The organism is Chitinophaga vietnamensis, from assembly GCF_902167635.1.
GTDB lineage: Bacteria > Bacteroidota > Bacteroidia > Chitinophagales > Chitinophagaceae > Chitinophaga > Chitinophaga vietnamensis.
In genome coordinates, this window is sequence record NZ_CABHMS010000003.1 from 217603 (window position 1) to 236984 (window position 19382).

A 19382-nucleotide genomic window follows, 5' to 3' on the forward strand; every position below is an offset into this window, starting at 1 on the left:
TGATGCGCACATAAAATTGATCAAGTTAACCATTAAAGCACGCTAACCATGAAAAAGATCACTGCTGCCATTACAGCTGTAGGGGGCTATGTGCCCGATTATATCCTCACCAATGCCGAATTGGAACAGATGGTGGATACTTCCGATGACTGGATCACAGCACGTTTCGGGATTAAGGAACGGCGTATCCTCAAAGGGATAGACAAAGGGACTTCTGAACTATGCGCTCCCGTAGCATTGGAAATATGCCGTAAACGCGGCATACGCCCGGAGGAGATTGAAGTGCTGATATTATCTACCGCTACACCCGACAGGATCACTCCCTCCACTTCCCTGATCGTTATGAATAAGATAGGCGCCAACAGCGCATGGGGCCTCGATATTAATGCGGCTTGTTCCGGCTTCCTCTGTGGTTTGAACATTGGCGCCAGCTTTATTGAGAGTGGCCGCTATCGGAACGTGATGGTGATCAGCGGAGATAAAATGAGCGCCGTCATTGACTATAAAGACCGCAGCACCTGCGTCCTCTTCGGAGATGGCGCCGGAGGCGTGCTCCTGGAGCCAAGCGAAGGCGGGTTTGGCATAATGGATGTGCTGTTGCGCAGCGATGTAAGCGATATAGACGGCTTGCATATCAAAGCCGGAGGCTCTGCCCGCCCTGCCACCAGCATTACGGTAGATAACCGGGAGCATTTTGTGCAGATGAATGGCAAGACAGTCCTCAAATATGCCGTCCCTGGCATGATCCAGGCCGTACAGGATATCCTGCATCGTAATCAGCTAAGTGTTGCAGATATCGACTGGCTTGTACCACATCAGGCCAATAAACGCATCCTTGAAGTGGTGGCCCGGGAACTGGGCATTCCCATAGAAAAAGTAATGATCAATATACACCGGTACGGCAATACCTCCGCAGGCACCGTTCCGCTCTGCCTTTGGGATTATCGCGATAAACTAAAAAAAGGCGATAAACTGATATTGGTCTCCATCGGTGCAGGCTTTATCTGGGGAGCGAGCTACGTGCGTTGGGGCGAGGGTAATTAATTACAAACCATCCAGCATGAATAACTATGAAAAAGATAACAGCAGCCATTACAGCGGTAGGCGGTTATGTACCGGATTACCTGTTAACCAATAGTGAATTGGAGACCTTTGCGCCGGTCTCTGATGAATGGATTGTATCCCGTTCTGGTATCCAGGAACGGCGCATTCTGAAAGGAGAGGGGAAGGCCACCTCCGATCTCTGTGTACCCATTGCAGAGGAGATCTGCCGTAAACGCGGTATCACTCCTGAAGAAGTGGAGGCCATTATTGTGGCGACCATTACGCCAGACATGCCCATGCCCTGCACCGCCAATATTGTAACAGATAAAATAGGCGCCCGCAATGCCTGGGGGATCGATGTAAATGCAGCCTGCTCCGGTTTCCTTTATGCGATGGATATAGGCGCCCGCTTCATCGAAAGCGGGCGTTATAAAAATGTGATGGTAATAGGAGCCGATAAGATGAGCGCTATCGTTGATTATACAGATAAAGTCACCTGCGGTATTTTCGGAGATGGCGGTGGCGGCGTACTGCTGGAGCCTAATGACGAAGGCTATGGCGTATTAGACAGTATCCTGCAAACAGACGGAAGTGGATGGAAACATCTCAACGTGCGTGCAGGCGGCTCCGCACGTCCCGCCAACGCTGATACGGTGGCGGAACGTGCGCATTATATTTACATGAACGGAGGCGCCGTCTATAAACATGCCGTTTCCCAATTGGAAAAGGTGGCCAGAGAGCTGATGAACAGGAACCATCTCAGCGTGGCAGATATCAACTGGCTGGTACCGCACCAGGCTAACAAACGCATTGTGGACGTCGTGTCTCAACAGCTGAGTCTCGACGCTGATAAGGTAATGCTGAACATACACCGCTATGGTAATACATCCGCGGGTACCTTGCCATTATGCATCTGGGATTATGAACAGCAGTTGAAAAAAGACGATAAACTGTTGCTGGTTGCTTTTGGAGCGGGTTTTATGTGGGGTAGCAGTTATATCAAGTGGGCTTATGATGGTAATACGGTTAGTGAGAAAGGTATCCGCCATCAATAGGATAATAGGAGCCGTTCACGTAGGATGCAGCAGGGCTGCTTAACCACAATACCAGCTCTGCTACTTCCGCCGCTTTTCCGAAGCGGCCCAGCGGATGCCGTGGCAGGAGGAAGTCGAGTTGTTCCTTGGTGAAATTGTTATCTACCATGGGCGTTTCAATGATGGCTGGACCTACAGCATTGATACGGATGCCATTTGCGCCATACTCCAGTGCCGCCGTTTTGGTAAGGCCGATAATCGCATGTTTGCTGGCGGCATAAGCGCTGATCCCGGGAAAAGTGATCTGTCCCGCAACAGAAGACATATTCACAATCACTCCTTGTCCTTGTGGCAGCATGGCTTTCAGCTGGTATTGCATACAGTAGAACGTACCATTCAGGTTCACATTGATGATATGCTGCCACAGGTCATGGTCAAAGTCTGCAAGGGGCACGGTGGCATGAAAGATGCCTGCATTATTACAAGCGATATCCAAACCAGAGAATGTGTCGATGGTGCGGCTCACCAGCATAGCGCATTCTTCTGCCTTGCCAACATCTGCTTTTATAAAAACAGCCGTGCCGCCTTTGTCGTTGATTTCCTGCGCTACTTCTTTTCCACGGATTTCATTGGTTCCGTTTACCACTACTTTCGCGCCTTCGCGTGCGTATGCGATTGCAATGCTTCTTCCTATGCCGGAAGTGGCGCCTGTTACCAGGGCAACCTTGTTTTGTAATTGTTCCATAAGATAGTATTTTGTTTGCGCAAAAATAGGAGGAGATGATGTAAGGAGGCGTCAGTGAGGAATCCATATGAGAATGATGATCTAAACTAAAAAGACAATGGCGGGTCTTATTTCAATATTAAAACAGAAAGTAAAATTATTAAAGCAGGAATGCCATGCGCTTTACCTGGCCTACCGGCATCCCGATACGCCCTGGTATGCCAAGGTATTGATTGCATTCACGCTTGCTTACCTGTTAAGCCCCGTTGATCTGATCCCCGACTTCATACCCATACTGGGATACCTGGATGACCTGCTGATCGTTCCTTTACTCATCACCTTATCCGTCCGGTTGATACCGATGCCTGTAATGGAGCAATGCCGGAAGCAGGCAGGTGAAAATCCCGTAACCTTGAAAAAGAGCTGGCAGGGAGCAGTGGTGATCATTATGATATGGCTGGTGCTGTTGGTGGTGCTTATCAAATGGGTAGTATACCGGGTATGAATAAACGAAATGATGGCAGTACCCATAGTTGTCTGTATCAACAATCTCATTCGAAGAATTTTAACAGCTGCCATTACTGACAAACAGGGCCTGTATTTTTGAAACTCCCTAAAAGTTTCATATTATGAGAACGCAAACCTGATTTACAGCGTTTATCATAATTTTATGAAATGGATTACCCGTGAACGTCCTAAGATAGACAGGCTCGCCTGCCCCTGGCTAATCAAAAGATTTGTAGATTCTGCCGCAGAATTTATCTATGTGCCTTTTGATCAGGTACTCATCAGAGCCAAGGCGGAAGGCGCTATCCCTTTCGATGTTACAGGCGTGGAGTACACGCATTATGATGACCTGTGTACTTTTGATTATATTATCAGGAAGCATAAGATAGAGGATGCTGCCGTCCTGAAAATGGCTCCCATTGTTCGCGGTGCTGACACCGACCGGCATAAGCTGGCGAGCCAGTCATCGGGGTTATGGGCTATTTCCGCTGGTATGGCTTATAATGAACCGGATGATCAGGTTTTATTGGAAAAAGGCATGCTGTTATACGATGCCCTCTACAGCTGGGCTAAGTATCTTCAGCAGATAAAGCATACGCAACAGCCGTTTGAAAGCCAATTGCTGGATATTTTCAAAACATTCCTGCAACAGGAAAAGGATAGCCGGAAGATACCTGTATGGGCAAAAGAATTAAAGGAGATCATCCAGGATCAGATCGATACCAACTTAAACCTCAGTCTGAAGGGCCTGTCAGAAACATTGCAGGTACATCCGGCTTACCTGTCACGGGAGTTCTCCAAATATTTTGATGATCTGTCTTTCGGCGATTATGTCCGCAAGCTGCGAATTGACAAGGCAGTTCAGCTCTTAAACAGTACTACTCATTCCCTCACTGAGATTGCTTATCTCACCGGCTTTTCCGATCAGAGCCATTTTACCCGCATCTTCAAAAAAGTAATGGGAAAGAGCCCTTCCGCCTATAGAAAAGGTTTGTTGAAAAAGTAAAAAATAGACTAAACCTTAGCATTCATTCTATTTTTTAGTGACACAGAGCGGGAACTTGCGGGTGTAAATACATCTTTTATGACTCGTACTATTTTATGTGTACTTTTTTCTGTCTCTGTTGTCATATTGACAATGTCAGCCTGCAATAATTCCATACAACCCGCCACCAATGCAGATAGCAGCAAACGCACCAATATCCTTTGCCCACCGGGAAGCAGTAAACTGGATGTGCAAAAAATTGAGCAGCTTACCGGTATGAAAGGAGCCGCAAAGAATGGTGAATACAAAATAACCGTTCCACAAAATGACCTGAAGGTAGTGGTAGACGGATTCAGGATCATTCCACCTATGGGATTGGGAAGCTGGGCCGCTTTTACTCCCTGTGGCGACAGCGTGATGGTAATGGGAGACATTATCGTAACCGAAACTGATCTGGCTCCGGTGCAACGCGAAGTAATACAACAAGGCTTTACCATTACTGCGATCCACAATCATTTTGTACGCAATCATCCAAACGTGATGTACATGCATATCGATGGCAGCGGCAAGTTAGAGAAAGTATCGGCCAGTGCCAAAGCTATCTTTGATAAAGTGAAAGAAGTGCGTGGCAAGGATCCAAAGGGAAGTCCGGCAGATAGCGTACAGAACACCATCAACATTGCCCGTCTGGATTCCATTATCGGGTATAAAGGAGAACGAAGCAAAGGAGTCTACAAATACACTATCGGCAGGCCGGATATTGCATTACAGGAACATGGTATCCCGGTGAGCGCATTTATGGGCTTTAATACCTGGGCTGCATGGCAGGGCACAGATGAAAAAGCCGCAGTAGCAGGGGATTTCACCATGCTGGAGAACGAAGTGGAACCTGTTATCAAGGCATTGGTTGAAAACGGCATCGAAGTGGTAGCAGTGCACAATCACATGGTGCATGAACAGCCCCGGATATTTTTCCTTCACTACTGGGGTGTTGGCCCTGCTGGAAAGCTGGCAAAAGGATTCAGGGCCGCACTGGATCAAACTGGAGATAAGCAACACAAAGTATTGTCAATCTGAAAAACATTCCTGGAATCCTTCTTTATCTGTAACAAATGAAGAGCAACGAAACAACTGTTCCGTATAGCCTGCGGAATATGATTATATACTTCCTGAAATTAGGCGCCTGGGGATTTGGCGGGCCAGTGGCCCTCGCAGGCTATATGCATCGTGACCTGGTTGAAAATAAACGTTGGATTAGTGAAGAAGACTACCGGGAGGGGATGGCATTGGCCCAGTTGGCACCGGGACCGCTGGCTGCACAACTGGGTATCTATATGGGGTATGTGCATTACCGTCTGTTGGGCGCAACACTGACCGGACTGGCATTTGTGCTTCCCTCATTCTGTATGGTGCTGGGTATTGGATTTATTTACACCCGCTGGCAGGGTATTGCCTGGATACAAGCTGTTTTTTATGGCGTGGGCGCTGCCGTTATCGGGATCATCGCCATGACTGCGTACAAGCTCACGCGGAAGTCATTAGGAAATGATAAGATGCTGACTGTTATCTATGTTGTGGCTGGTATCTATACTGTTTGGCAAGAAAGCGAAAACATCTGGTTATTCCTCGGCGCGGGAACCCTTTACTGGCTAAGCAAAGCGCCGCCTGGCAGGTTTTCTTTCTTACGTAATCGCGCTGTCCATCCAAAAATGTTGGTAGTTTCTGTATTGCTGAATAATAATATTACAGCCAATGCTTCGGGAAAGACACTGTGGCAAATATGCTGGTATTTCACTAAGGCAGGTGCATTTGTGTTTGGAAGCGGTCTCGCTATTGTTCCATTTTTGTACGGTGGTGTAGTAAAAGAATATGGCTGGTTAAACGAACAACAATTTGTAGATGCCGTAGCTGTTGCCATGATCACACCCGGTCCGGTTGTGATCACCGTAGGATTCATCGGGTATCTTACGGCAGGCCTCTATGGGGCTTGCATAGCAGCATTTGCCACCTTTTTTCCGTGCTACCTGTTCACAGTATTACCGGCGCCTTATTTCCGAAAATATGGTAAGCACCCTGGCATCAAGGCTTTTGTTGACGGTGTTACCGCCGCAGCCATAGGAGCTATTTCTGGCGCGGTGATCGTGCTGGCCAAACGGACGTTAACAGATGTGTACACCATAGGAATAGCGGCGGTAAGTGTTCTCATTCTATGGCGGTTTAAAAAAATTCCTGAACCGGTTATTATATTGGCAGCGGCAATTACAGGACTTTTATTGAAGGCAGTATTTTAGCAGCAGGCGAAAAGTTGTAGATGAGTTTTATCTGGCGCTGGAAATAATTCGTAATTATCGAAATTGTAATCGTAATATCGCGATATAGGTATCACGAAAATACTATGCAAATAACAGCAATGTTGCCAGACTACTGGCCCGATGTGAAAAACATTTATGAAAGCGGATTGGCTACAGGTAATGCATCATTCCAAACCAGTGCTCCGTCCTGGAACGAATGGGATCAGTCTCATCTCCAGCATAGCCGTCTGATTGCTCTGGATGGGCATGTAGTTGTCGGATGGGTGGCTCTCACGCCTGTATCTGGCAGATGCGTATACGCAGGTGTTGCAGAAGTAAGTATCTACATCAGTGATGCTTACCGTGGCCGCGGTGTAGGTAAGGCCTTGCTGAAAGCGCTTATCGCATCCAGTGAAACAAATAATATCTGGACGCTGCAAGCTGGTATTTTTCCTGAGAACGTGGCCAGCGTGAAACTCCATGAACAAGCTGGTTTCAGACAAGTAGGTTGCCGGGAAAAGATTGGCAAGATGCGTGACAGGTGGCGGGATACTTTGTTATTGGAGCGCCGAAGCAAAGTGGTTGGTGTTGATGGTGTTCGGCAATCGTAGAAGAATAATTTAGAAATCCGTGCAGCTTTGTTTTTTATTTGATAGCACAATAGCACACAACGATTCCTTATAACAGATGTGCTCAGAATTCTGCGAAAATCGGATACTGGTATCTCTGCACCCATACTAAAATCTCTGAAGTCGTCATTGAAAATAGTACGCATTAATCATTCAATTTCCTGCTGGAAAAATAACTCCTGTCTAATTTGGGTTGATTGGACATGGAGAAACCATAAGCCTGGGAAATAAGGTGGTGTTCCTTCCTCTCTACGCAATTTCCCTATATCGACGCAAATCTAATGAAAAATCCTTATTCCACTGAGGCACTTTGGGCGGGTAAAAAGAATATTCTCGTTAGCGCTATTAAATAGAAATCTGTTTTTCATTTATCTCAATACCGTGTTAAGTAGCTTTTAACAATATTTGTCTCCATTATACTGATATACATTTTCAGGGCATGCGGTATATTTTTGTAATAACGCCACAGTATTAACCCGACAGCACTTTGGACCCTATACTTATTCGCACCTGATCAACAACCTGTACCTATTTAATCATAAAATGCTAAAATCCATGAAGAAATTCTATTCAGTCGAAGGCAATATGCTGCTTTCATTAGCAATTTTCATTTTTTGTCTTTCATTTCCCGGTAAATTGTCTGCTCAAGTCTACGCTAACAGTCAAACAAATGGTGTTACAGGGTTATGTCTGTTGTGTGGCGTAGCAAATCCGGATAATGCTGTTAACACCGACCTTACTGATTATTCTACTTTTAATATTACAGCTGGTCTGCTGGGGACAACAGTACAGCAAACGCTGATCTTTCCCGCTATAAGTAGTACTGGCTGTGATTCGCTGGTCATAAGAGTAGGAAGCGACAACGCGGTATTGTCAGTCAATCTCTTTGGTGGCGTCACCGTACAAACTTTCAATGGCAGCACGGCCAACAATGATGCACATGTTGTAGATAGTGCATCATTGCGTCTTTTGCAGAATAACACACAGGCGTTTGTTGTGTTGCATCCTACTCAGTCATTCGACCGTGTGAAGATTACATTAAACAGCAGTTTGCTCGGGCTGTTGAGTGGGTTCCGGGTATATTATGCTTATCATAATTCCGGCAAGCCATCCAATCCCGTTTTTGCCGTACCACAGGGCAATACCTGTGGTACACAGCTGTTGCCTATAGTCAATCACCGACAGGGAACTAATTATAATGTCCGACTGAAATACACAAATGTGTTATCACAAGTCCTTCTTGATACTTCTTTTTCCATCATTAATAATGATACCGTTCATGTTCCCGGCATAGTTTCTCCATTGAGTGTGCAGGTGAACGTTTATCTGCAGGCTGTCAATCCATTCACTGGCTGTGTTTCAGATACTGTGCTGATGGCATTTATTGCCGGTGGCTCAGGGGGGCTGCCACAGGTAGACGCAGATAGCATCACTATCTGCAAAGGCAACAGTGCAACACTACATGCATTTATTCCTGGCAATACCTTGCCAACGATGAGATGGTATAGCGCTCCATCTGGTGGAAATTTGCTATACTCAGGTAATTACTTTACCGTTTCGCCAGATTCTACTACTACCTATTATGTTACCGCGCTGCTTGTATGCGAATATCCGGGCCGTAGACCTGTTAATGTAAAAGTTACTAAATTGCCAGACCCTGTTTACCAGGTCCCGCAAGGCTTTGTATGTGGTAATGCTTATCTGCCGGTACAAAACCACGTTAATGGCATAAACTATTACGTAAGGATCAAGTATGTCCCTAATGTAGGGTTGCCATCCTCCGATACGTCTTTTACAGTAATTAATAAGGATACTATTATAGTTCCTGGGAAATCTCTTTTTGCCGTCACAACCACTGAGGTGTATGTTCAGGCATTTGATCCGCTGTCTGGCTGCAGATCAGATTCTGTGCATCAGACGCTTACACTTGGCCCTACAGGCCCTGTCCCTAATGTAGACGCAGATAGTTTGAATATTTGTGATACGGATAGCGTTACTTTGCATGCTTATACTCCCGGGGCTGACTTCCCTCAGATTCGCTGGTATGATGCTCCAACGGGAGGGAACCTGTTACATGTCGGTAACTATTATACCGTCAAACCTGCCACAACGATGACTTACTACGTGACTTCGGCTATCAGCTGCGAAAATCCGGTTCGCAGGTCTGTTATTGTAATTGTTCGTCATTGTCTGAATACAAGTACATCACCCCACATAGCAGCCAGTAAGACGCCAGCCCCGGCTGTTACTACATTGGCATTCTATCCTAATCCAACGCATGGGGAAGTCAGGTTCACAGCTGACAAAGACCTTACAGGTAGTATTCTTTCCATAAAAGATGTAAGCGGCAGAGAAGTACAACGTGAACAATTAAAGTCGAACGGATTCAGGATAATCAATCAGACATTGAAAGGCATCTATATTGTGGAAGTAGTAACTAAAGAAAGGCAAGTGTACATTGGTAAGATAGTGCTGCAATAAATTAATAAGAGTGCCGATCTTAAGTGTAATAGCCTCAGATGAATATTGGTTGAAGAAAGCCGTCTCAAAACAAGAGACGGCTTCTTCAGTCAATCATTCCTGGAAATTCATGCGCACAAATTTTTCGGAGACAAATAAGGTATCATCAAAGTGCGACTGTTTATTTATTAATAACAATCGAAAATTTAATTACTGAAAAAAAATTGCAGGATCAATTATTATGTTTGTAATATTAATTCTTTCGCTGTATCCCCCGGAAGAATGCGCTATGCCTGGCTATTGCTATCCCGCTTCCATCAGATAACTACATTAGTCGTTAAAATAAATTTCCCATGGTGGAGAAAATGGCGACAGGTTTGTCCTTAAGAGATTTCATGTATCAGTATTCCTTTATGGATGCGCTGTTGGCTGGCGTGTATGATGGAAACTTATTTTTACGTGAACTTAAAAACTGGGGGGACTTCGGCATAGGCACTTTGAACGGTTTGGAAGGAGAGCTGATTATTTATGAAGGAAAAGTGTTTAAGACTCAGGAAAATGGCGCTATTAAAGATTTTGCCGAAAATGATCTGACACCTTTTGCTATCGTGAAATATTTCAACAGGAGTGACTCGTTTTTTGTTTCTATTGACTCCATGGACTATCACACCTTGAAAACGGAGATTGATAAGCGGGTAATAAAAAATAAAATGTACGCGGTCTGTCTCCGGGGAACTTTTTCCATGATCCATGCAAGGTCAGTAACCCTCGCCCGGCGGCCTTATCTGGAAATGGCAGCGCATATCAGCAATGGAGGGCAAAAAGAATATTGGTATACGAACATTGAAGCAATTTGTGTTGGATTTCTCCTGCCCCAGCATATCGGATCGATCAATGTTCCCGGATACCATCTTCATTTTATTTCTGAAGATCTACAAGTAGGAGGTCATGTTTTTGATTTCAGAGCCGATAAACTGGAAGTATCTTTGGACTCCGTTAAAGGATATATCATAGAGTTGAATACTCATCCTGATTTTTATCGGACTGATTTTTCGAAAGACCGGAAATCAGACATGACTGAAGTAGAAGCACGATCAAAGAAAATCAGAAATGAATGATGTCTGTTTGTCTTTGAGGAGTAATTTTTAACCCTTAATATTTATTTTATGTCAGAATTACAAGGCAAAGTAGCTATCGTTACAGGTGGTGGTACCGGAATAGGAAAGGCAATTGCCGAGATCTATGCCAGCAATGGTGCAAAAGTAGTGATTGGCGGTCGCGATGAAAAACGTAATCAATCAGTGGTAGATGCAATCATGAACAAGGGAGGTGAAGCTATATTTATCCAAACGGATGTAAGCAAGCGACAGGATTGCGAAAGGCTGGTAGAAAAAACCCTGGAAAAATATCAAAGGTTGGATATTGCCTGCAATAATGCTGCAAAGATCAGCCCGTTGACATCCGTTGGAGAATATGATATCGATGAATGGGAGAATGTTATTGATACAAACCTGAATGGTGTGTTCTATGGTATGCGTTATCAGATACCTGCTATGCTGGCTTCAGGCGGAGGAGTGATTGTCAATATCGGGTCTATAGCATCACAGGTGGCTGTTCGGGGCCTGGCGGCTTATGTTGCCGCCAAACATGGATTACTGGGCCTGACAAGGGTTGCCGCTGTGGAATACGCCGATAAGGGGATCCGGGTTAATGTTATCGGCCCTGCCTATATACGTACTCCATTGCTCAATGATATTCTTTCCGATGAAGGGATTTCTGATCTGGCGGACATCCATCCCATTGGCCGTATCGGTGTACCGGAGGAAGTTGCTGAACTGGCACTTTGGCTAAGTTCAGACAAGTCTTCTTTCGTTACCGGAAGTTATTATACGATTGATGGTGCATACACAGCCCAATAAATATATCAACCATTTTATCCCTGAACAATACCCCTGCGTTTTATAACCAATGTCTCCCGTAGGTTTAACCCGTTCCACAGCACGAATAAATTCTTCCAAAAATGCCCTACCTGAAATTATATGTTCTGACTGGGCTTTCGATTGCAGGAAATGGTCGCCTAAGAAAATTGTTTGTTTAATTAAAATCGAAAATAATGAATGATATGAGTGAAGGCAATGTGTTTGCGCCAGCAGCGCAAAAAGAACCTGTTGCCGTTATAGGCATGTCGTGCCGGTTTCCTGGTGCTGCTAATTTAGAGGAGTTTTGGGATATATTGTATTCCGGGAAGGATACAGTGGATGCGATTCCACCAGATCGATGGAAGATGGAGGACTATTTTGATCCAGACCCCTATGCTGACCAAAAAACCAATCAACAGCATGCTTCCATGCTGAAAGGCATTCATGACTTTGATCCCTTATTTTTTGATATTTCTCCGGCCGAAGCTATAGAGATCAGCCCTTCTCAAAAGTTGATGCTTGAATTGGCCTGGGAAGCAATTGAGCATACCTGTATTCCATTGGATCATTTCAGGCAAGGAAAAACGGGCGTGTATATTGGAAGTACCTGGAGCGACTTTGAGCATTTCAGGCGAGAAAGGAATTCTTCTATAACAGCTCATTCTGCATTGGGGCAATCCCCCAATATCATTGCCGGCAGGATATCCTATAAACTAGGATTGACAGGCCCCAGCCTTGTTGTAGATACCGGGTGTTCTGCTTCATTGGTGGCCCTGCATCTCGCTTGTCAGGCTTTGCTGGATGGAAGTATTGATGTGGCGATGGTGGGAGGCGTTAATCATCTGCTTGATCCGGTCCAGTATGTTTTTCTTTCGAAATTCGGTGGCCTTTCTTCCAGTGGCAGATGCAACGCTTTTGATAGCAAGGCCGATGGTTTTGTCAGAGGAGAAGGTGGGGGGATCATCATTCTGAAAAAACTATCTAACGCAGTGAAGGATGAAAACAGGGTTCTGGCCCTAATCCGAAAAACCGGCGTTAACAACAATGGGTTTAATGTCAGCCTTCCAGCTACCAGCCAGGAAGGTCAGTTGAGGTTATTGGAAGATACTTATAGGGACAGTGGGGTTGATCCAAGTCTGGTGCACTATGTGGAAGCACATGGCACAGGAACCGCTGTAGGAGATCCTGTTGAAGCGACTGCACTGGGGATGTTTTTTCGCCGGGGTAGAGAACAGCCCCTGAGCATAGGGTCAGTAAAAACGAATATCGGGCACCTCGAAGGGGCTGCAGGTATAGCGGGCTTCATTAAAGTGGTTTTGTCCATGAAGCACAGGGTACTTCCTTCAAATCTTCATTACCATCAGCCCAATCCAGGAATATTGTTCGATGAACTTATGCTTACTGTACAACAAAAAAACAGCCCATGGCCGGTATTGGATGGAGAAACTTTTAAAGCAGGGATTAACTCATTTGGTTGGGGAGGAACTAATGCTCATGCGATTCTGGAAGAGTATCCCGCACAAACGAATGTACAAAGAGAGCCGCCTGCACTAAATTATTATTGCTTACCCTTGTCTGCCAGGGCTTTGGGCGCCCTGAACGAATACGTTGAAAAATATATCAGGACCATAACAACCTGCTCAGACGATAGTTTCGTGGACATTTGCATAGCTACTGCGCTTGTCAAACCATCTTTTGAATACAGGGCATTATTTGCGGGAAGAGACAGAAATGAAGTGTTGAACAATTTGAAGGCATTTAAAGAGAATACAGGTACAGCCCCTCTTAATGACTGTATCTCTTCAGGTGGCAGGACCGTTATGGTATTTCCCGGTCAGGGATCACAATGGAAAGGAATGGGGCAGGAACTGTATCGACTGGAACCGGTGTTCCGGAAAGTGATCGATACCTGTGACGAGGTTTTTAAGATTTATTCCGATTGGTCATTGAAAGAGTTATTGCTATCTGACAGTGAACGATCAAATAAAAGTCTGGAAGAAATTAACGTCATTCAGCCTGTTCTGTTTGCGGTAGAATTGGCGCTGGCACAATGGTGGCTATCAATAGGAATACGGCCTGATGCAGTTGTCGGCCATAGTATGGGAGAGGTAGCTGCGGCCTTCATTGCAGGGGCCCTTGATCTGGAAGATGCGGTAAGGATAATCTTCATGCGAAGTCAATTGATGAGAAAGGTTAGTGGAAAAGGAGGAGGCATGTTGGTGACCGAATTATCCTCTACTGACGCTGCTGGCTTCATCCTAAAATATCCGGAACTATCTATCGCTGCCATCAACAGCCCAAGATCCACTGTACTGGCGGGTAACCAAAATTTACTTGGCCATGTCCAGTCAGAGCTGGAATCCAGTGGATTATTTGCCAGACCAGTAAAGGTGGATGTTGCTTCGCACAGCAAACATATGGATAGCCTGACAGAAGAATTATCTAATACCTTGCAGGGAATCATTCCTCATCCTCCTTCCATTCCATTTTACTCCACGGTGATGCCGGGTTTGGTTGAAAGTGCAGATGCGGCATATTGGGTGAAGAACTTGCGGCATACCGTTCAGTTTAGCCCCGCCATACAACAATTGATAAGCACAGGGCATACTAATTTTATTGAAATAAGCCCCCATCCGATCCTCGTAAATGCGATCCGGGAATGTGCGGAAGCGGTTGATGGACGCGATATTCATTGTATCCCTTCGCTATTTCGGGAAAGCCCTGAACAAAGCTCGTTATATGCTAACCTGTGTCTGGCATATTCGTATGGCTGTCCAGTGGATTGGATAAAATATTACCGGACGAAAACAGCTCCGGCTATTGACCTTCCTTCTTATCCTTTTCAGAGAGAACATCTTGAACTGGAGGATAACTCGCAACTATCTAAATTATGGAGACCGGAAAAAGGTCATTCAGAACGCAAGGTAGTAATACCGTCAACTCCCCTGGCCGTCAACCATAAGGAGCAAGGCCAATCGCCGGCAAGGCTTCCACAAAGTCAGCCTGAAATGCAACAATTGCTGGCAGGAAAAGTTGCTTCTATAACCAGAGTGCCTTATTCCAGGATCAGGCTGAATATCACCTTAAAATCAATGGGGATCGATTCTTTGATGATGGTGCAATTACAAAGATCTATTGAAAAGGACCTCTGTATGCAAATCCCAAAAAATATCATCCAATCGCATTTGCGATTAGACAGAATAGCTTCAGCCTTATTCCAATTCATAGAAGGGAACCATGTAATTGATAGTAGTTCCTGGTATACCATCCCCATTCCCGTACCTTCTGCCAGCTACCGGATTTTCTGTTTCCATGATGCCGGAGGTTCTTCAAATTTGTTCTTTCCTCTCGCAGAATTTGTGGACAAGGATACAGAGCTGGTCTGTATTGACTTGCCCGGAAGAGCCAATAGCCCTCATAAAAAGATATATGAGCATATCAATGATCTTATCACAGATATGTTGCCTGTGATGGCGCCTTTATTTGATAAACCTTTTTTATTTATTGGTCATAGCATGGGGGCGCTGGTGGCATTTGAACTCACCCGTGCCCTACGAAGGAATAACATGCCTCAACCTATAAAACTCATTACCTCTTCCATGCCAGCCGTAAGCAGGTATAGAATGCCGGATGCTTATACTGCCCTTGACGAAATGGAACTGGCAAAATTATTCCCCTACCTTGATAAATCAAGGATGTTGGACGATGATTCCCGGCAGATGTTTTTAGAAGTACTCAGCAACGACCTGAGATTGATGAAGACTTATCAATACACGAACGATGATCCACTCGATATAGACATTATTGCTATTTATGGATTGATGGATGATCGGGTAAATGAAGAAAATGCAGCACCCTGGTCTGAAGAAACGACAAAGAGTTTCCGCTTGGTGTCACGTCCCGGCGGGCACCAACTTACAGATGAGAACCTGGTATTTCTTGTTCCCCTGATCAATATTTCTTCGTATTCCCGGTAGTCGTATTTTACTAACTGCAAAGCTATTTCGTGGCGTAAGTGTAGTTTTACATGAAGAAGATGCATCTGTACATCTATCCTTGTTTAAGATCGATTAACAATGATAACCCTTAATCTGAGTGATCTTTTTTATGTTCCCTGAAAACATACCCCATAATCATCTGATAAAAATTATTTTATGCAGGAGTTTATCAAAGAAAAAATTATCGGCGCCTGGCAGCTGCTGTCATGGACATATAATAATGACAAAGGTGAAACGATTCATTACTTTGGAGAGAATGTTATGGGAATAATTATTTATGACCGAAGCGGTTATATGAATGCTCAGATCATGAAGGCGTCACGTCCGCTTTTCAGTACTTCATCCCTTAACGCCGGAACCCCTGAGGAAACGTTTTCCGCATTCAGCGGCTATCTTGCTTATTATGGGAGGTATGTTGAAAATAAACCCGGAGAATTGGTGCATATTATCGAAGGTAGTCTCTTCCCTAATTGGATTGGTAATGGGCAAGTAAGGTATGTAAGCATTGAGGACGACCGGTTGACGATACGCACTCCCCCCATTTTGTCAAAAGACGGGGAGGTTGTCTTCCACCTTGCGTGGAGAAGGGTTTCATGCTAGGCTTGTCGTCTGTATATGTAATTTGGTCTATAAAATCCCAACAGCAGATTGTGTTGTTGGGATTTTTTTAAATACAAATTTAAAATTTCCTCCTGCCAAGTAATGGCAATGTCATTTTTTTAAATCATATTTTATCCTGCTTGTATATAGTAAGGAATGCAAACATATTTTTTGTTAAAATAAAATAGCCTATTCTTATTAATTAAAAAAATGAAAAATAATTAGGAACTGCGTAACTTGATATTCTCAATCAAATAACCATAACTATATTTTCATAACCCTGTTCAACTCCAGAGATAACTATATTTTCAGGCTTCCCACAGTTGTTACTTTCAAAAGTGTATTATGAATATTGTCCATGTGCACCTTCAAGGGTTCTACCATCCTTCCGGCGGTATTCGTGACGGCATTGATACAGGCGGGCAAACACGCGTGGTGCACGAACTGGCGCGCGCGCAGGCGCAGCAAGGACATACAGTCACCGTTGTAACACGGCTGATCAACGAGGCTGTTTCGGGATCATTAGAATCAATGTTGCAAAGGCAAACGTATCAACAAGGAACTGATGCTCCTTATTTTATCCGTCGTATTTCATTCGGTGACAGCCTGAAATTTATCCGCAAAGAGGATATGTACCCGCTGGCCTCTTTAATTGCCGATGCTATCTTCAACACATTATCACAGGAACTTGAGAAAGTGGATATTTTAATAAGCCACTATGCAGATGCCGGCTTGACAGCCGAGTACTTAAAATACCTTTTGTATCAACAAAACGGACGTATTATTCCACATATCCATGTTCCGCACTCCATGGGATATGCCAAACTCAAAAGTATGCCCGCATATAGTGCAGATGAAGGAACATCAGCATACAATTTCAATGACCGGATTGCGGCGGAGTCCTATATCTATCGTCATGCAGATCTGTTAGCACACTCATCTCAAACCCAGGCAGAACTGGGACAGCGGTATCCCTACTGTGCTGCTACTACTCCTGTGTTGGTGGTCTGTCCTGGCTATAATAAAAGTGTGTTTTATATGTCGCCGCAATCCAAAGAGCAACGCATACAACAATTGAAAGCATCAGGTTTCACAGGTCTGGGGGCAGATGATTTTATTATTTGCATGGCTGCGCGATTTGTTCCGGAAAAAGGTTTTTCCCGTCTCATTAGTGCATTACCTTATATTTTGAAAGAGAAACCCCATACCAAGGTGTTGATAATTGGAGGGAGTTATACCGCAGCGGAAAGAGCGCTGTTAACCGCATTGCAAACCCAAAGCAGAATGAATAATAGCGCGCACATCATCAGCTGGCATAAAGGATTGCCACAGGAGAAGCTGGCCGCTGTTATGCGGAACATTGATGTATTTGTTGCTGCCCGACGCCATGAACCATTCGGGATGGCATCACTGGAGGCGCTGGCATGTGGTGCATATTGCATAGCTGATAAGACCAGCGGAATAGTGGAAATGCTGCCTGATGGTATGATTACCGCTTGCAATACTGATAATCCCCAAGCATTGGCACGAGCCATTATAAACGTTCCGGCACTACGTAGTGAAAATGTTTTTGAACCTGCACTTGCCAATTATACCTGGGATGTTATCTGCCAGAAATTTGATGCAGCAATAAGCACCATCAATCCCAGGCAGCCTTACCCGGTTTCCACCATAGATTATTTAGTAAATAACAGCCACACGATTCAATACGGCCCATAAAATTTCTATGCTAACAAATATTTATAGCTATCACTGACTTGGCAATTCATTGTGCCATGCTACCTTCAGGCTGTATGCTGATCCGCAGGGATTTAATATTACAGGAAGTGAAAAAAGAAAAGCTGAATAGCAGTGCTTTCCGGCTGGAAGGTATAGATGGCCTATATCTGATAAGAATAATTACCCGCGAACGGATAATATATCAAAGCCAAGATTATATTACAAAAGTGATAGAAGTGTTTGAAATCACGGAGCACATTCATTTCGAAAATGCGCTCCGTAATTCTACTCTTAATGTTCCGTCCTAAAATAGCTATGCAAAAAAAGTTAAACGCATTAAACTAACCGCACTGCAAGATGATTTCAATATGCTGACTTATCTTTAATTTAACTGTTTCACGCCAAAATCCAATTCCACAATGATTAAAACAAAGGCATATGCCGCACAAAGCGCGAACGTACCTTTAACACCATTTGAATTTGAACGAAGACCTGTTGGAGATCACGACATTCTGATTGAAATACTTTACTGTGGTGTATGTCATACAGATATTCATGCTGTGCGCAATGACTGGGGAGGCACCATGTACCCTATTGTTCCCGGGCATGAAATAATAGGGCGCGTTATTCAGACAGGTAAGGCTGTAACCAGGTTTAAGATAAACGATATTTCCGGGGCCGGTTATTTGTACGACTCCTGCCGGCATTGTTATCAATGTGCCCACGACGCCGAACAGTATTGCGAAAACGGCATAACACCTATTATGGGCGGACAGGAAAGGGAAACCGGAGCGCCTTTATATGGTGGATATGCCTCCAAGCTGGTAATAGATGAACGCTATGCGGTAAAGGTACCTGCTGCACTTCCATTGGCTGCTGCTGCCCCTTTATTATGCGCCGGTATAACTACATATTCCCCCCTTAAATACATCAAGGCCGGGCCGGGGCATAAAATTGGTATCGCAGGTTTAGGAGGCCTCGGGCATATGGCGGTAAAATTCGCCAAAGCACTGGGAGCAGAAGTAACAGTTTTAAGTACCTCAACCGCTAAAGAACAAGATGCGGAAAAATTAGGTGCGGACCATTTTGTGTGGTTGTCAGACCTGGAAGCAATTAAAACATTATATGGACATTTTGATTTTATTATTGATACAATATCAGCGCCGCATGACTATAACATTTATGTGAACCTGCTTAAAGTAAATGGTTCTTTAATACTTGTAGGTTTGCCAGGTACCCCTTTGCAGTTGGATGTTTCGGGGCTTATCTTTAAAAGGCGAAGCATAAGCGGTTCTTTAATTGGCAGCATCCATGAAACCCAGGAAATGCTGGAATTTTGCGCAGAAAAAAATATTGTAGCTGATATAGAGATTATTCCTGTCAGCCGTATCAATGAAGCCTACGAACGGATGATCAAAGGGGATATAAAATATAGATTTGTGATTGATATGGCGACCTTGTGAAGACTGTAT

Annotated in this window: 15 protein-coding genes; 14 read left to right on the forward strand and 1 reads right to left on the reverse strand. The window is 44.5% G+C overall.

Translation table 11 applies throughout. From position 1 onward, the window contains the following. Nucleotides 1–48: 48 nt before the first annotated feature. Both FPG75_RS09050 and FPG75_RS09055 read left to right on the forward strand, forming a co-directional pair. The gene (locus tag FPG75_RS09050; RefSeq protein WP_143306464.1) at nucleotides 49–1044 is read left to right on the forward strand and encodes a beta-ketoacyl-ACP synthase III; all 996 of its coding nucleotides are present in this window, start codon (nucleotides 49–51) and stop codon (nucleotides 1042–1044) included. A 26-nt stretch (nucleotides 1045–1070) separates the two neighbouring features. Further along, nucleotides 1071–2099: a beta-ketoacyl-ACP synthase III gene (locus FPG75_RS09055; protein WP_143306465.1), complete on the forward strand. Its 1029-nt coding sequence runs from the start codon at nucleotides 1071–1073 to the stop codon at nucleotides 2097–2099. On the opposite strand, the gene FPG75_RS09060 is transcribed toward FPG75_RS09055, so the two are convergent. Further along, nucleotides 2071–2823 (reverse strand): SDR family NAD(P)-dependent oxidoreductase, encoded by a 753-nt coding sequence (locus FPG75_RS09060; protein WP_143306466.1) that lies wholly within the window; start codon nucleotides 2821–2823, stop codon nucleotides 2071–2073. The genes FPG75_RS09055 and FPG75_RS09060 overlap by 29 nt on opposite strands. Nucleotides 2824–2920: 97 nt before the next feature. Between FPG75_RS09060 and FPG75_RS09065 the strand changes: the two genes are divergently transcribed. The 12 genes from FPG75_RS09065 to FPG75_RS09120 all read left to right on the forward strand — a co-directional run bounded on the left by FPG75_RS09065 (nucleotide 2921) and on the right by FPG75_RS09120 (nucleotide 19373). Further along, complete coding sequence (locus FPG75_RS09065; RefSeq protein ID WP_143306467.1) at nucleotides 2921–3307, forward strand: YkvA family protein; 387 nt, start codon at nucleotides 2921–2923, stop codon at nucleotides 3305–3307. 165 nt (nucleotides 3308–3472) lie between these two features. Then, entirely contained in the window at nucleotides 3473–4315 is an 843-nt protein-coding gene (locus tag FPG75_RS09070; RefSeq protein ID WP_143306468.1) for a chromate resistance protein ChrB domain-containing protein, read from the forward strand. Between the two features lie 132 nt (nucleotides 4316–4447). Then, a complete protein-coding gene (locus FPG75_RS09075; RefSeq protein ID WP_201747917.1) occupies nucleotides 4448–5371 on the forward strand; it encodes a DUF1259 domain-containing protein in 924 nt (307 codons plus the stop codon). Between the two features lie 35 nt (nucleotides 5372–5406). After that, complete coding sequence (locus tag FPG75_RS09080; RefSeq protein ID WP_143306470.1) at nucleotides 5407–6585, forward strand: chromate transporter; 1179 nt, start codon at nucleotides 5407–5409, stop codon at nucleotides 6583–6585. 104 nt (nucleotides 6586–6689) lie between these two features. Further along, complete coding sequence (locus FPG75_RS09085; protein ID WP_143306471.1) at nucleotides 6690–7196, forward strand: GNAT family N-acetyltransferase; 507 nt, start codon at nucleotides 6690–6692, stop codon at nucleotides 7194–7196. 573 nt (nucleotides 7197–7769) lie between these two features. Further along, nucleotides 7770–9695, forward strand: coding sequence for an Ig-like domain-containing protein (locus FPG75_RS09090; RefSeq protein ID WP_161596736.1), 1926 nt, complete (start codon nucleotides 7770–7772; stop codon nucleotides 9693–9695). Nucleotides 9696–10027: 332 nt separating this feature from the next. Next, the gene (gene budA, locus FPG75_RS09095; protein ID WP_143306473.1) at nucleotides 10028–10792 is read left to right on the forward strand and encodes an acetolactate decarboxylase; all 765 of its coding nucleotides are present in this window, start codon (nucleotides 10028–10030) and stop codon (nucleotides 10790–10792) included. A gap of 48 nt (nucleotides 10793–10840) precedes the next feature. Continuing rightward, nucleotides 10841–11593: an SDR family NAD(P)-dependent oxidoreductase gene (locus tag FPG75_RS09100; RefSeq protein ID WP_143306474.1), complete on the forward strand. Its 753-nt coding sequence runs from the start codon at nucleotides 10841–10843 to the stop codon at nucleotides 11591–11593. A gap of 194 nt (nucleotides 11594–11787) precedes the next feature. After that, nucleotides 11788–15570 (forward strand): type I polyketide synthase, encoded by a 3783-nt coding sequence (locus FPG75_RS09105; protein WP_143306475.1) that lies wholly within the window; start codon nucleotides 11788–11790, stop codon nucleotides 15568–15570. Between the two features lie 177 nt (nucleotides 15571–15747). After that, nucleotides 15748–16191, forward strand: coding sequence for a lipocalin-like domain-containing protein (locus tag FPG75_RS09110; RefSeq protein WP_143306476.1), 444 nt, complete (start codon nucleotides 15748–15750; stop codon nucleotides 16189–16191). A gap of 345 nt (nucleotides 16192–16536) precedes the next feature. Continuing rightward, on the forward strand, nucleotides 16537–17910 hold the full coding sequence (locus tag FPG75_RS09115; RefSeq protein WP_143306477.1) for a glycosyltransferase: 1374 nt from the start codon (nucleotides 16537–16539) through the stop codon (nucleotides 17908–17910). Nucleotides 17911–18329: 419 nt separating this feature from the next. After that, nucleotides 18330–19373 carry an NAD(P)-dependent alcohol dehydrogenase gene (locus FPG75_RS09120; RefSeq protein ID WP_143306478.1) on the forward strand — a complete coding sequence of 348 codons (1044 nt, stop codon included), beginning with the start codon at nucleotides 18330–18332 and terminating at the stop codon, nucleotides 19371–19373. The last annotated feature ends 9 nt before the right edge of the window (nucleotides 19374–19382 follow it).